Source organism: Penaeicola halotolerans, from assembly GCF_016464625.1.
In the GTDB taxonomy this organism is placed as follows: Bacteria; Bacteroidota; Bacteroidia; order Cytophagales; family Cyclobacteriaceae; genus Penaeicola; species Penaeicola halotolerans.
Genome location: NZ_JAEAGO010000003.1, coordinates 35,346 through 50,401, shown reverse-complemented (window position 1 = coordinate 50,401; position 15,056 = coordinate 35,346). Strand labels below are relative to the sequence as shown.

Below are 15,056 nucleotides of genomic sequence, written 5' to 3'. Positions count from 1 at the left end.
ATATTTAGTAAGGATCTACATCCGAAACAAAAGTAACGGTTTTAAACTTTTTTTGGTTTTGTAATTCCATGATTGCTTGCCAAAGAACTTTTTTAGGGCCTGCAGCATGTATGATTTGTCTATCCATTTTGATCACAATCTCTTGTAAATACTGATTTCTGATCTTGCTAACTAAAGGGACTACTGGCCCTAAGACTGTGATTTTAGGAGCTCTTTGCTTTAAGACCATCATGAGTTGCTGAGCGGCTTCTTGACTGACTTTAAGGTCGCGATGCTTTACTGTCACGCGAATCATACGAACATACGGAGGGTATTGATAAGTACTACGCTCTGCCATTTCATGCGCGAAGAGTCCTTCAAAGTCCTGACTGATCACCTGATGAAGGATAGCTTGTGACGGATCTGCAGTCTGTATGATGACTTTCCCTTTTTCTTTTCTACCAGATCTACCCGCTACTTGAGTAAGTACTTGATAGGCGCGCTCATTGCTCCTAAAGTCTGGGAAGTGGATGATCTTATCCGCATCAAAAACTCCTACCAATCCAACACGCTCAAAATCAAATCCTTTACTAATCATTTGTGTGCCTACTAGGATGTCGATCTCACCATTTTCAAATTCATCAATGATCTCCTGATAGGCGTTTTTACCCCGAGTGGTATCTTGATCCATTCTTTTTACTCGCGCAGATGGGAAAAGACTTTGTAGAGACTCCTCTATTTGCTCAGTACCATGACCGCGATTGTGGATTTTAGTGGAGCCGCAAGCTTCGCATGCCATCGGAACTGGCTGTTTGAAGCCGCAATAGTGGCATCTCAGTTCATTGAAGAATTGGTGATAAGTCAAACTCACATCACAGCGTTCGCACTGCGGGATCCAAGCACAATCTTCGCAAGTAAGATAGGGGGCATACCCTCTACGGTTTTGAAAAATCATGACTTGTTTGCCAAGCTCAAGACTAGCTTTAATTTCATTGATCAAAAGCTCAGAGAAGTCATATTGTAGCTTCTTTCGTTTACGATCAGCTTTAGTGTCAGCCAGCATGATATCAGGTAGTGCGATGTCTTGGTAGCGTGTGTGAAGTTTGACCAAGCCAAATTTGCCAGCATGTGCATTGGCATAGCTCTCGATAGATGGCGTGGCGGAGCCCAATATTGTTTTGGCATGGTGCAAGTTGGCTAGCATAAGTGCCGTATCTCTAGCCTGATAGCGAGGAGCGGGATCATACTGTTTGTAGCTAAACTCATGCTCTTCATCTACGATCACTAGACCTAGATTATCAAATGGTAAAAACACTGAGGATCTTACACCTATGATCACCTTGAAGCGACCTTCCAATAGACCATTCCATGTTTCTACTCGCTCATTATCTGAGAATTTAGAGTGGTAGACGGCCAATTCATCTCCAAATACGCGTCTCAATCGCTGAACGATTTGGGCTGTCAGGGCGATCTCTGGAAGTAGGATCAAGCACTGTTCACCCTGAGCTAAGACATCCTGTACTAGCTTGATGTAAAGTTCAGTTTTGCCACTGCCAGTCACTCCATGAAGCAATACGGTAGACTTAGTCTCAAACTGCTGTAGAATATCCTCATAGGCTCGCTGCTGGGCTGTGCTGAGTGTAAAATCTCTGGTACCATCTAACCTTGTGTCAAATCGCGATACGATCACTTGGAATTCTTCGAAAATGCCGTTTTTCACGAGTGTTTGTAAGGATGAATTAGAAAAGTTTCCCTGCGTAAAAATGCTTTTATCCAAGCCAGCCTCATTTTCAATAGCGAGTCGGTGTATAGGGACTTCTTGGAGGTATTTAAGTAATATTTCTAGCTGCTTTTCCTTTTTATTGAGTTGCTCAAAGACCGACTGTAGGGCTTTTTGATCTTTACTCAGTACTGAATTCAGTCTTACTTTACGGATGATTTTAGGTTGGTATTTGTCTTTGATAGCCTCATATACTAATACAAGTTCATCAGCCACCATTTGCTTGATGATAGGATGAATAGACTTGATTTGTAACAGGTCTTGTATTTCTTGAAAATCCAAGTCTTTTCCTGCCAAAAGTGCTTTGATGATAACTTCTTGATGACCTTCTAAAGAGTCGACTAGTTCAGGGTCAAAGTGTGGGTGAAGCTGAATTTTAGACTCACTGCTCAGTTTGAATCCTGCCGGAAGCGCAGCATTGAGTGCATCTCCGATATAGCAGAGATAGTATTCTGACATCCAGTAGAGCAGCTTTAGTTGCCAATCATTCATGATAGGTGTATGATCTAGCAAGTCTAAAATTGGTTTGGCTGCGTATTGCTTTGGGGCTTCTTGATGGATGACAGCAATGATACCTGTGAGGATTTTTTTTGTCCCAAACTGTATGACAACACGACTACCCACCTTAGCATCCTGCTCCATAGATCTCGGAATGCGATAGGTAAATAGACGGGGTATAGGTACAGGCAGCATCACCTCTGCAAAAAGCCCTAGCTCATCATCGAATAATTTATCCATGGGTGATTTGTTCTAAAGCCTCTTGCCAAGAATTGACTGGTTTTTGACACGCTTTGTTGTAGCAAACAAAAGCGGTAGTTTCATTATTTAGTAGACTTTTTCCTGTAAAAGGAAGTTCATCACTCACCGCATCGGAGGTTACAATGGCATATGATTTCGAGATCATTTGCCCTAGGTTTTTCGCCCATTTTTTAGCCTCAGGTCCTAAAATGACGATAGCCGGGAAGTCTGACTGATTTTCTATCAATAAGTTACCCCAGTTATTGAGATACTGAGGGTCTGTTTGTATCATTCCTTGAACTAGTTGCAGCATCTCTTTGGCATGGGTGATATAGCTGTCATTATAGAGAAGTTGTCCTACATGATAAAGGTTTCTCGCCATGATCGAATTAGATGCTGGGATCACATTATCAAAAAGCTCTTTTTTTCTTGCAATGAGTTGTTCTTGAGTTTTTCCTGTGACAAAGAAAAGCTTTTCATCCGCATCATAAAATTCATCCATACAGTTCTCCATGAGTTCTTGTATGAAAGTCAGCCTTTTGGGTTCTTGACTGACTTGATATAGACTGATAAAGCCATCGATCACTAGTGCATAATCCTCTAAAAAGCCAGTGATACGAGTATTTCCTTCTTTGATACGATAGAGCTGCTTCCCGTCAAAAAGCACATTTTGAATGTAATCTGCACAGTTTTCGGCTAATTTTAGAAAAGAGTTGTCTTCAAATATTTTCGCAGCATCAGCTAGTCCCTTGATGGCTAGTCCATTCCATCCAGCTAAAAGTTTGTTGTCTATGCCAGGTTTGACCCGCTCATTTCTTTTAGCCAGTACTTTATCTTTGATCGCTTGATAAGATTTCTTATCGCCTTCGAGTTCTTGATGGGCTGTCAGGATATTATTTCCGTGTTCCCAATTCCCCTTTTTGATAACTCCCCAGTAGGAGAGTACCCACTTTTCATGATCTAGGAGAAGCTGATCAAGTTCCTCATACTTCCAAGTGTAGAACTTACCTTCTTCACCTTCTGTATCTGCATCTAGCGCTGCATAAAATGCTCCCGAAGAGTGTAGCATCTCTCTTTCTATCCAAGCTATGGTTTCATAGACGATATTTTTGAAGAGCGGATTGGGATTCAGTTGGTAAGCTTTGCTGTATAAACTGATCAACTGTCCATTGTCATAGAGCATTTTCTCAAAGTGAGGCGCAAACCACTGTCCATCTACTGAATAGCGTGCAAAACCACCGCCTATTTGATCATAGATGCCTCCTTTGGCCATTTTTTCCAAAGTGAGCCATACTTGATTTAAGGCAGCATCATCTTTGGTGGCTTGAGCAGCACGCATGCAAAACTCCCAAAGACTGGGCATTGGAAACTTAGGGGAGCGCTGGGTACCTCCGTGAGTTTCGTCAAATTTTTCTTTGAGAACTTGAAGGGTGGATTGAAGAGAAATGGTTTGATCTGAAGGATCTCCTAAGCCATATTTTTTACGCTCACTAATACTAATAGCTTCTCTGAATTTGTCTGCAGATTCTTCTAGTTCTACTCGATTGTTTGTATAAGCTTCATGAATATTTTTCAGTAATTGCGCAAAACCCTTAGGAGGAAAGTAAGTGCCTCCATAAAATGGTTTTTGATTAGGCATAAGAAAGACATTGAGTGGCCAGCCACCATTCAGACCCATCGTTTGCAGCGCATCCATGTAAACTTGATCTACGTCAGGTCTTTCTTCTCTATCTACCTTGATACAGATATAGTGAGTGTTCATCAATGCAGCTATTTCTTCATTTTCGAAGCTCTCTCGTTCCATCACATGACACCAGTGGCAAGCGGAGTATCCAATACTCACTATGATTGGTTTGTCCTCTTTCTTGGCTTTATCAAGCGCTTCTTTGCCCCAAGGATACCAATTGACAGGGTTGTGCGCATGTTGTAGCAAGTAAGGGCTACTACTATGAATGAGTTGATTGGTGTATTTATGGCTCATTTGATCTGGGCTTTTATGAGGGCTATCTCAGCATCAACGTTTAATTGACCAGCAAGTGTTCCTAATTGACTGAGAGTATCTTGAAGAAATCGCTGATGTCCTTCTGATTCAGGATTAAAAGGTTTATGTGCTATTGCTTGTTGGATTTTTTGCCATTTAGAGACAATCGATTGTGTTTCTTTAGAAAAAAATCCCTGAGAAAAATGCTCCCAAATATAGTTTTCCGCTTGATCATTGGGGTGAATCAGATCAGCTTTGTAAAAGCGATAGTCCCTCAGGTCATCCATCATGATCTCATAACTAGGGAAATAATGTACCAAATCATGGTGTTTTTCTGCTAATTCATGAGCGGCTAGTCTTAAACTGGCTTTGCTTACTGTATTGAGTGGGAGTGAGTCTTTAGTATGTCTCACGGGACTTACCGTAAGGATGATTTTTAAGGAAGGATTCCTCGCTTTTAGCTCATCAAAGGTCTCACTCAGGGCACTAGCGATTTGTGCTGGCTGTAAGAGTACTTTGTCAAATAGTTTTGAGGGTTGTTTGTGACAGTTGGCTACACTGACTTGTGAGTCTTTTAGTTGATAGCTGAAAGCTGTACCTAATGTCAAAAGAAGTATAGGTTGACTGGTTTGGAGCCAATCTTGAAGGTTTTTTACCTTAGATTTGATCTTTGTCAACAGGTCAAATTTTTGAGCCGCAGATAGGGCGGAATGCATGTCATAGTGCAGGTAAACGCCCTCTCTATGGATGATTTTATCTTCAGAAAACTCTTCTATACCAAGTACTACACGTAATATGCGATTGATAGCCATTGGACTGAAGAGTGTTCCAAATGGGTTGACTAATATGTTGAATTTATTGCGCTCCAGTCGATCTCCCATGCTACTAGCAAAGCAAGAACCTAAAGAGAGCAAACTTTGATCATGCTGAACCTGAAAGGAAGCTGAAGTAGGAGGCAGGGCAGTTCTAAACATATTCGAAAATACCAATTAAATTGGAAGCTATGAAGTAAATATTCGTTAGATCAAGCAAAGTGTATAAAAGGAAATCATAAAAAAAAGGCACCCTTTTGAGGTGCCTTTTTGAGTAGATGTGTTTTGCTTATTCAGCGACTACAGTAAAGTTTACTGTAGATTTTACTTCTTTATGAAGATCGATCTCTACTGAAAATTCACCAGCAGATTTCACTTCTGAAGTGAAAGCAATTTTCTTCTTGTCGATGTCAACACCTTTAGCTTTCAAAGCGTCAGAGATCTGAAGAGTCGTTACTTTACCGAAAATCTTACCTGAATCACCGATTTTTGCAGGGATTTCAAGTGTAATAGTTTCTAGTTGAGCAGCGATAGCTTCAGCGTCTTGCTTGATCTTATCAGCTTTGTGAGCAGCTTGCTTGATGTTTTCAGCAAGTACTTTTTTGTTTGAGCTATTGGCGATTACCGCATATCCTTCAGGGATGAGGTAGTTTCTACCGTAGCCAGGCTTCACCTTTACTAGGTCGTTTTTGAATCCTAGCCCTTTTATATCAGTTTTTAAGATAACTTCCATTGTTGTTTGTAATTATAGGGTTATAAATGAACCGTGAGCTGTGATTATTTCAAGCCGTCAGCTACATAAGGAAGTAGACCTAAGTGTCTAGCTTTCTTGATCGCTACAGCTACCTTCTTCTGATACTTAGCACTTGTGCCAGTGAGTCTTCTTGGAAGGATCTTACCTTGCTCATTAACAAACTTCAAAAGGAAGCTCGCATCTTTATAGTCGATGTACTTGATGCCATGCTTTCTGAATCGGCAGTATTTTTTCTTGTTTTCCGCTCTATTTACAGCTTCGTTTACTAATGTCATGATGCCTGCTCCTCCTTAGCTTCAGCTTTTTTCTTGAATTCTCCGTTTCTTCTTCTTTCGTTGTAAGCTACTGCGTGCTTATCCAACGCGGTGGTGATGTATCTCATCACTCTCTCGTCTCTTCTGTATTCGATGTCCAACTTTTTGATAGTTGTAGTAGGAGCTTTGAATTCAACAAGTGTGTAGAATCCAGTAGTTTTTTTCTGGATATTGTAAGCTAGTTTTTTCAAACCCCAATTCTCAGTGTTGATGATTTCAGCACCTTCATCGGTTAAAACTTTTACAAACTTGTCGACAGCATCCTTCATCTGAGGCTCAGATAAAACGGGATTAAGTATGAATACCGTCTCGTAATTTTTTAACAACATGTTTTAACTGTTTATTAATGAATTATTTTTTGGAACGCAAAGATAAGTTTTTACATTGTATTTCCAAAGCTTGGGCATAAAAAAAGCTCCACTAGAGGAGCTTTGATTTGTAAGGTGGCTTATTTTACCACAAATGTTTCTTTTCCTATGACATAGCCTTCACAGAAAATGAAGATATCGTAGCTACCTGGCTCATAATCACTGTCTTTTTCATAGTAGTACGACAGCTGTTGCTTGGTATTGTCAAAGAGGATTTCTTGCTTGGCGGTGAAAAATTCTTCTTTACCATTGAGCATGAAAGTACCAGAGCCTTTGGCTACGTCAAAGATCACATTGCCATTAGGATCTATTACTTGTACATAGATGTCTTTAGTGCCTTTTTGAGCGACTTTATTATCTGCTAGGCCAAAAGAAACTTTGAGCTTTTCTAGTTGTCTGCTTCTAAATTCGCCTTCACGCTCTCTGCCTCTTGAGTTGACCGCAAAGACCTTGATATTTTCGGCCTTCAGCTGCGAGGCTACAGCTACTTTTTCAGAAAGCTCTTCTCTTACCTTAGTGAGTTCTGTGATATTAGAAGAAAGTGCGTTTTTCTCTGTCTTCAATTCCACATTTTCTGTATAAAGCGTTTCGTTGAGTTCTTTCAAGCGAACGATTTCAGCATCCTGCTGCTTGAGGAGGTACTCATATCCTTCTACCTTATCTTTCAAGGCTGCGATTTGTGAGTTGCCAGATCTTCTGATTTGCTCTTTGTCTTTTTCTAATTGTTGTTTGATTACAATTAGTGAGTCCACATCACCACCTAGTTGCTGTATTTCAGCTATTTTCATATCTAACTGGATGCTGATAGAATCTAGCTTGTTCATGGTGTTTGCAAGCTCATTAGTAGTGGCAGATAGGTCTGTCTTCAACTCTTCTTTATCTAAATAGTCAAAGGTTAGTTTCACCCCACTCAGTACCAATAAGACGATCAAGATAATGATCAGGACGTTTTTCTTTTTATCCTGTTCTGCATTTCTGAAATTCGTATTCTCACTCATTTTGTGGTTGTTTTTAAAATTCTGGTCGTAAATTTAAAAGAATATTGTATATACACACCATTTTAATCCGCCATAATCCATATGCTATTAAACGAGTCCTACTGGACCAATCGATATCTTTCTGGTCAATCTGGCTGGGATACAGGTAGTATCACAACTCCGCTAAAGCAATATCTAGACCAAGTTGAAAATAAGTCAACAAAAATACTCATTCCAGGCTGTGGTAATGCACATGAGGCTGCTTATTTACACGAAAATGGCTTCAATTCGGTTTATTTACTAGATATATCGCCTTTGCCGCTGCAACAATTTGCGGAGCGATATCCTCAGTTTCCCAAGGAACATTTGATATTGAGAGATTTTTTCGAGCATGAAGCTGCATATGATTTAATTTTGGAGCAAACTTTTTTCTGTGCGATCGATCCAAGTTTGAGGGAGAATTATGTGAGAAAGTCAAGTAGCTTATTGAAATCAAATGGGAAGCTGGTAGGAGTACTCTTCGATCGGGAATTTACGCATCAAGGACCGCCTTTTGGAGGATCTGTTGAGGAGTATCAGGCTTTGTTTCAAAAAGCTTTTGAGATAAAGACTTTAGCCCCTTGCTACAATTCTATCCCACCAAGACAGGGCTCAGAAGTGTTTATTCAATTTATTAAAGCTCAATAAGCCAAACAATAATGTTGCTCAGGTAAATCAGGCTGGATGCAGATAATGCCGACTTCATAAAGATCAATGCTTAGGGTCACTCGAGGATCTTCTTTGATTTCTTTCCATGCCTTTTTCATGCCCAGAGACCAGTGAATATCTCCGATAAGTAAAAAACCACCATGAAGCATCTTTGTAATCAGTAACTGAAAGTATCGAAGCGTGGCTTCATAAGTGTGATTAGCATCTATAAAAGCCATGTCTATCAAAGGGGAGCTAGCCAAATAATCAGGTAAGGTTTCATCGATATTGCCTTGAATGATATGTGCTTCCTGTTGCGTGTATTTGAGTGTTTGTTTGGCGAGTAGAGTGAGGTTCGGGCAACCTTCGAAGCTAGTGATATCTGCACCACTGCTTGCTAGATAGGCTGTATTGATGCCTGTACAGGCGCCTAGTTCTATGATATGTTTGGCTTGAGCTGCTAGAGCGAGTCGATGATATAGTCTATTGTACTTCGGACTTGATGAGCTGCTCTTAGTGATCGCTGATAGCTTTCTCTCTAGAGTACTGTGATGATGTGATCCAGCGCCTAGATCGGTAATGGCTATCTTTTCTTTACTGCGGAGATATTGCTTACGGACTTTTTCTATAGCTTCAAAAGCAGGAATATTTTCATCTGGCTTAATGATCTCTGTGTAGAGTTTGTAGATGTAGGGTGAGTGTAGAGAGTGCGCATCTTCTTGCTTTAGCCAATACTGAAGCCACTCCCAAGCCATGAAGAAATGATTAGGCATCTTAATTTTGTAAGTAATGCGCCATCAATTGAAACTCTGGGATCTGCACCTGAATGATTTTACCATCTACGATGCGCTCCATTTCATAATAGCCAAGCATCTTACCTATACCAGACTGTAAATTGCATCCAGAGACATATTGATGCGATTGACCAGGTTCAAGAGTAGGTTGCTGACCTACGACTCCATCACCATCGACCATTTTGATAGGAGCAGAAGCATCATGAATCTCCCAGTGTCTGCGAAGCAATTGATAAGTGTAGGTACTTTCATTTTGGATGGTAATCTTGTAAGTAAATACAAAATGCATCGCTTGAGGATTAGAGTATTCAGCTAAATACTGTGTTTCTACGCCCACTTTGATACCTTCTGTCTCTTGTATTACCATATTTGAAAATATTTTTATAACTAACGACTTCATCGAAATTTAAGTTTAATTCTCTAAATAATTGACCTTGCATGCAAGTAAAAATAGCAGATAGTTGGAAGCAGAGATTACAAACAGAATTTGAACAAGCGTATTTTAAGGATCTAGCATCGTTTGTAAGAGCTGAGTATAGTCAGCATCAGATTTTTCCACCAGCTAGGGAGATATTCAGTGCTTTTGAGGCATGTTCATTTGAGGATGTGAAAGTAGTCATCATCGGTCAGGATCCTTATCATGGTCCTGGGCAAGCTAATGGGCTTTGTTTTTCTGTAAGAGATGGAGTGCCTTTTCCGCCCTCTTTACTCAACATATTCAAAGAGATCAAACTCGATCTAGGACAAGATATGCCAAGCAGTGGCAATCTCATGCGCTGGGCTAAGCAAGGGGTGCTGCTTCTCAATGCTACACTGACAGTAAGGGCACATGAAGCAGGCTCTCATCAGAAAAAAGGCTGGGAGCAATTCACAGATGCAGTCATTCGACACATAGCAGAAGAAAAGGAGGGAGTAGTCTTTATGCTGTGGGGTAATTTTGCCCAGCAAAAAGGAGCTATGATCGATGAGAATAAGCACTGTGTTTTGAAGAGTGTACATCCATCTCCACTTTCTGCCAGTAGAGGTTTTTTTGGAAGCAAGCATTTCAGTCAAGCCAATGCTTATCTTGAAAAGCAAGGCAAAACACCCATTAAATGGTAAGAAAAACCCAGCTTCTTGAAGGAGAAGCTGGGTTTGTTTAATTAGTCATTTTTGAGAAACTGTCTCAAGACATATTGAAGGATGCCATCATTTTTATAGTAGGCAATCTCGATTTGAGAATCCAGTCTGGCTACCACTTTAAAGTCGGTTTGCTTTCCTTTGCTATGCATAGCGGTGACTTTCAACTCACAGAGAGGCTTCAACCCATCTGAGATACCGTGGATGTCAAACTGCTCAGTGCCGTCTAGTCCTAGTTTTTCGGCACTTTCACCCTCTACAAACTGTAATGGCAATACACCCATACCAACCAAGTTGCTGCGATGTATACGCTCATAGCTCTCAGCGATGACGGCTTTGATGCCAAGTAAGTATGTGCCCTTAGCTGCCCAGTCACGAGATGAACCACTGCCATACTCCTTACCCGCCAATACGATCAGGGGAGTCTTTTTTTCTTTATACTTCACGGATGCATCATAAATGGCCATTTCCTCACCGCTAGGTATATGTTTGGTATAGCCACCTTCTTTTTCAGCTAGCTTATTTTTGATCCTAACATTGGCAAAGGTACCTCTGACCATCACCTCATCGTTTCCTCTACGAGATCCATAAGAGTTGAAATCTGGACGAGAAACGCCTCTTTTGATCAAATACTGTCCAGCTGGCGAATGTTCGTTAAAAGAACCTGCAGGTGAGATATGATCGGTGGTGATGGAATCTCCTAAAACCAAAAGTGGATAAGCACCTTTGATATCTTTAGGTTCACTCACAGATACACTGAGGTCTTTGAAAAAGGGTGCTTCTTTGATGTAGGTAGAGCTTTCATCCCAAGCATAGTCTTTGCCCGTAGGAGCTCTTAGGTTTTGCCATTGCTCATTTCCATCGAATATCTCTCCATAGCTTTTTGCATAATCTTTAGGAGAAAGTACTCGATTCATGACTTCAAAGATTTCCTCTTGACTAGGCCAAATGTCTTTGAGATAAACAGGCTCCATATTAGGATCTAATCCGAGTGGTTCATCAGCCAAATCAATATCTACACGACCAGCTAAGGCATATGCGACTACTAGCATCGGTGACATGAGGAAATTCATTTTTACCTGGGGGTGTACGCGTGCTTCAAAGTTTCTATTGCCAGAAAGCACTGAAGCAACTACTAGATCATTATCCTCCACAGCTTTAGCAATATGGGTAGGAAGGGGCCCAGAGTTTCCGATACAAGAAGTACAGCCATAGCCCACCACGTGAAATCTGAGTGCTTCTAAGTCATCTAACAAGTTAGCACTGTCTAGGTAGTCAGTGACCACTTTAGAGCCAGGTGCTAAACTGGTCTTTACCCAAGGCTTCACATTGATGCCTCTTTCACGGGCTTTTCTTGCTACGAGTCCAGCCCCGATCATCACACTTGGATTAGATGTATTGGTACAGCTAGTGATAGCAGCTATGACGATAGACCCATCACTCAAGGTGAATTCCTCATTTTTGATACGGATATCTACTGTCTTGAGTCCCCCTTTTTCTTTGGCTTCAAAAGCCACATCTGCGATGCCTGTTGATTTATGGCTGTGAGGCTGACTTCCACCCTCATTTGACATGCGACCTTCTTCTCTTTTATCTGGAGAAATGTATGCTCTGCCATATTCTTTACTCAGCAAGGATTGGAAAGTCTGATTAAAGTCTTTTACCAAAATCTTGTCTTGAGGACGCTTAGGGCCAGAAACCGTAGGTTGTACGGTACTTAGGTCAAGAGAAACCACTTTAGAATAATGAATAGCTTCTTCATTTTCTCTCCAGAGCATATTGGCTTTACAGTAGTCTTCTACCAACTTGATCTGTTCGGCACTACGATTGGTCTTCTCCATATAGCGAAGGGTCTGTCCATCTATAGGGAAATAAGTGACGGTACAGCCAAACTCAGGAGACATATTTGATATCGTTGCTCTATCTGGTACACTCAAATGATCAAGACCAGGCCCAAAGACTTCTACAAATTTGCCTACTACACCATGCTTTCTCAGGAGATGGGTGATGGTCAGCACCATGTCAGTTGCGGTAGTTCCAGTAGGAAGCTCACCAGTGAGTTTGAGACCGATCACTTCGGGCATGATGAAGTAAATCGGCTGACCTAGGATAGCGGCTTCAGCTTCTATACCACCGACTCCCCAACCTACCACACCGATACCATTGACCATTGGAGTGTGAGAGTCTGTACCCACCAGCGTGTCAGGAAAGACTTGACCGTCTCTAGCGATGACGCCTTGAGCTAAGTACTCTAGATTGACTTGGTGGCAAATACCCATGCCAGGAGGTACTACAGAGAAATTATCAAAAGCTTTTTGTGCCCACTTGAGGAATTGATAGCGTTCGCCATTGCGCTCATATTCTACATCTACATTTTTCTGATAAGCATAGTTGGTACCAAAGTAGTCCACTTGCACACTGTGATCAATGACTAGATCTACTGGTATGAGCGGATTGATTTTTTGAGGATCTTTTCCTTTTCGGACTGCTTCTGCTCTGAGTGAAGCGATATCGACTACAGCAGGTACACCTGTGAAGTCCTGCATGAGCACTCGGGCAGGTTTGAATGGGATGTCTTTATCCGAAGCTTCTGGCTGCCAGTGTAGGAGTGTTTCTATATTTTCTTTGGTGATCGCGAAGTCATCAAAGTTTCTCAGGGCATTTTCTAAGAGAATTCTGATCGAAAAAGGCAGCTTTTCTACAGCATGACCTTGTTTAGCTAATTCAGCAAGGCTGTAGTATTTAAGGTCCCCCTTACTGCTAGGTAAGGTTCTTAAGATTTTATAAGGGTCTTGATCCATGAGCTAAAATTTAAAATTGAAAAATGAATTACTAAAAAGAGGATATTATCCTTTGAAAGTAATCTCTAGTTTGATTGGTACGGCTTTAAGTGCTTTAGAGATTGGACAACCTTCTTTAGCTCCATTGGCTAGTTCATTAAACTGCTTTTCAGACATGCCAGGTACTATCCCTGCTAGTTTTAGTGTGATACCAGTAATGGCAAATCCTCCATCAGCTTTATCCAGTGTTACTGCGGCATCCACTTTGAGTTCTTCTGCCTCATGACCTGCTTCTGCTATCGCAAAACTCAAAGCCATGGCAAAACATCCAGCATGTGCAGCAGCGATGAGTTCTTCGGGATTGGTGCCTTGCTTTCCATCTTCATTTTCAAACCTTGACTTGAAACTATAGGGTGTTTGATCGAAAAATTTATTAGAAGTATTCAGTACGCCTTTACCAGTGGATCCAGTGCCTTTCCAGACAGCCGTTGCATTTCTTTTGATCGCCATAATGCTTGTTTTTTTAGAGTTAAAAATTGATTTAGAATACTCTACAATCTACAAAATCATGAGAAAAGCTCCTAGTCTTAGGTGGTTTTTCCCTAGTCTCTTTTGAATTTTTGATAAGCTGAAGCTAGTGCATAGAGAATAAGTCCAATGACAACAGTAATCACTACCTGCCAAAATTCATCTGCTTTAGCACTTATTAAAAGCCCTAGAGAAGCTAGTATTCCTAAAATAGCGAAGGTATAGCCACCTCGTAGCTTGAAGTGGTTAGTATTGGTGCCTTTGTCCTTCATCCGTAGTTTGATCATGGCCATACAAACTAGCAAGAATATCATGACTTTGCTGATCACGCTGATGGCTACCGCGTAGATAAAAGTGCCAGTCAGGGAGGCTATCAAGGTAATGACAACAAAGGCAAGCAGCGAAAGAACTGGCGTTTGTCTTTTAGAATGCAGCTTAGAAAAAAAATGAGGAAACTGCCCTTCTTCACTCAGTGCATATGGAACGCGTGATCCTATGAGCATGACGGAATTCAGTGTGCCACCTATTGAGACTATAGCGCCAAGCGTGATCAATAATGCACCACTGCTACCAAGCAGGATACCTGCAGCATCTGTGATAGGTGTGGAGGAAGTGGCTAAGTCGGGTAGGGCTGCCATGGTTACCAACTGGATGAGTCCGTAGAATATGGCAACACAGGTCATAGATACTACTAAAGCAAAAGGTATACTGGCCCTAGGGTTTTTCATTTCTCCAGTAGTGACAAGTACGGCTTCAAATCCTGTGAAAGCAAAAATCAAGACTAGCACAGCCGTAGAAAAATCAGGTAAAGGTGGAGGTGTTTGTTGCCAATCTACCTGTTCTGGTTGAAAGTAAAATAATCCTGCTCCGATGAAGATTAGCAAAGGAAGCATCTTAGCGATGGCGAGGGTATTGTTTAGTAAAGTAGAATTGCGGATGCCTAAGTAATTGACCCAAGTGAGACAAAGGGTAATGCCTGTAATGAATACAAATCTATAGCTAGTCTCTGTAAGTATAGGGTTGAAATAGCCTAAATAAGTTACGAGCAGATTAACCAAAGCAGCATAAGTAGAGACACGTGTGATGAGGATGAGCCAGCCTATGGTAAAAGCTGGAATCCTCCCAAAGGCACTTAGGATGTAGAGATACGGACCACCAGTCTTAGAAAACCTACTAGCAACCTCAGCAAAATTGAAGACCAATATGAAAACGATCAAAGCACATAGAAAAAGTGCTGGAAGACTGTAGACGCCTGCCAAAGCATAAAGCTGAGCAGGTAATCCAAATATGCCTGCACCGATAGTGCCATTAATCAAAAGGAGGACTAAGTCCCATTTACTGATTTCACGCTTGAGCATATAGGTCTTTGATAGCTAAGTTTTGAAAGTAAAAAATTAATAGAAGAATCAAGGTAAAAGCATCCGTATTTATGATAACTGGTCAAT

The 15,056-nt window shown here is 41.1% G+C and carries 14 protein-coding genes; 2 read left to right on the top strand and 12 right to left on the bottom strand.

Annotation, left to right across the window (positions count from 1 at the left end):
- Positions 1-4 precede the first annotated feature (4 nt).
- The 7 genes from priA to I5349_RS07785 all read right to left on the bottom strand — a co-directional run bounded on the left by priA (position 5) and on the right by I5349_RS07785 (position 7,724).
- Entirely contained in the window at positions 5-2,497 is a 2,493-nt protein-coding gene (gene priA, locus I5349_RS07815; protein WP_226390200.1) for a replication restart helicase PriA, read from the bottom strand.
- Entirely contained in the window at positions 2,490-4,478 is a 1,989-nt protein-coding gene (locus I5349_RS07810) for a thioredoxin domain-containing protein (RefSeq protein WP_226390199.1), read from the bottom strand. The genes priA and I5349_RS07810 overlap by 8 nt, the downstream gene beginning before the upstream one ends.
- Entirely contained in the window at positions 4,475-5,452 is a 978-nt protein-coding gene (locus tag I5349_RS07805) for a GSCFA domain-containing protein (protein WP_226390198.1), read from the bottom strand. Before I5349_RS07805 ends, I5349_RS07810 begins: the two co-directional genes overlap by 4 nt.
- Positions 5,453-5,579: 127 nt before the next feature.
- A complete protein-coding gene (rplI, locus tag I5349_RS07800) occupies positions 5,580-6,023 on the bottom strand; it encodes a 50S ribosomal protein L9 (RefSeq protein ID WP_226390197.1) in 444 nt (147 codons plus the stop codon).
- A 44-nt stretch (positions 6,024-6,067) separates the two neighbouring features.
- Positions 6,068-6,319 (bottom strand): 30S ribosomal protein S18, encoded by a 252-nt coding sequence (gene rpsR, locus I5349_RS07795; RefSeq protein WP_226390196.1) that lies wholly within the window; start codon positions 6,317-6,319, stop codon positions 6,068-6,070.
- Positions 6,316-6,687: a 30S ribosomal protein S6 gene (gene rpsF / locus I5349_RS07790; RefSeq protein ID WP_226390195.1), complete on the bottom strand. Its 372-nt coding sequence runs from the start codon at positions 6,685-6,687 to the stop codon at positions 6,316-6,318. Before rpsF ends, rpsR begins: the two co-directional genes overlap by 4 nt.
- Positions 6,688-6,806: 119 nt before the next feature.
- Entirely contained in the window at positions 6,807-7,724 is a 918-nt protein-coding gene (locus tag I5349_RS07785) for a DUF8428 domain-containing protein (protein WP_226390194.1), read from the bottom strand.
- Positions 7,725-7,805: 81 nt separating this feature from the next.
- On the opposite strand from I5349_RS07785, the gene I5349_RS07780 reads away from it, so the two are divergent.
- On the top strand, positions 7,806-8,390 hold the full coding sequence (locus I5349_RS07780; RefSeq protein ID WP_226390193.1) for a methyltransferase domain-containing protein: 585 nt from the start codon (positions 7,806-7,808) through the stop codon (positions 8,388-8,390).
- Here I5349_RS07780 and I5349_RS07775 read toward each other — a convergent pair.
- The gene (locus tag I5349_RS07775) at positions 8,384-9,163 is read right to left on the bottom strand and encodes an O-methyltransferase (RefSeq protein WP_226390192.1); all 780 of its coding nucleotides are present in this window, start codon (positions 9,161-9,163) and stop codon (positions 8,384-8,386) included. The genes I5349_RS07780 and I5349_RS07775 overlap by 7 nt on opposite strands.
- Position 9,164: 1 nt before the next feature.
- Complete coding sequence (apaG, locus tag I5349_RS07770; protein ID WP_226390764.1) at positions 9,165-9,551, bottom strand: Co2+/Mg2+ efflux facilitator ApaG/CorD; 387 nt, start codon at positions 9,549-9,551, stop codon at positions 9,165-9,167.
- A 71-nt stretch (positions 9,552-9,622) separates the two neighbouring features.
- On the opposite strand from apaG, the gene ung reads away from it, so the two are divergent.
- Positions 9,623-10,285 (top strand): uracil-DNA glycosylase, encoded by a 663-nt coding sequence (ung, locus tag I5349_RS07765; protein WP_226390191.1) that lies wholly within the window; start codon positions 9,623-9,625, stop codon positions 10,283-10,285.
- Positions 10,286-10,326: 41 nt separating this feature from the next.
- Here the strand turns inward: ung and acnA are convergent, their stop codons facing one another.
- From acnA to I5349_RS07750, 3 genes are all read right to left on the bottom strand, one after another.
- Complete coding sequence (gene acnA, locus I5349_RS07760; RefSeq protein WP_226390190.1) at positions 10,327-13,104, bottom strand: aconitate hydratase AcnA; 2,778 nt, start codon at positions 13,102-13,104, stop codon at positions 10,327-10,329.
- A gap of 45 nt (positions 13,105-13,149) precedes the next feature.
- Positions 13,150-13,593: an OsmC family protein gene (locus I5349_RS07755; RefSeq protein ID WP_262895377.1), complete on the bottom strand. Its 444-nt coding sequence runs from the start codon at positions 13,591-13,593 to the stop codon at positions 13,150-13,152.
- A 92-nt stretch (positions 13,594-13,685) separates the two neighbouring features.
- A complete protein-coding gene (locus I5349_RS07750; protein WP_226390189.1) occupies positions 13,686-14,969 on the bottom strand; it encodes an APC family permease in 1,284 nt (427 codons plus the stop codon).
- Positions 14,970-15,056 lie beyond the last annotated feature (87 nt).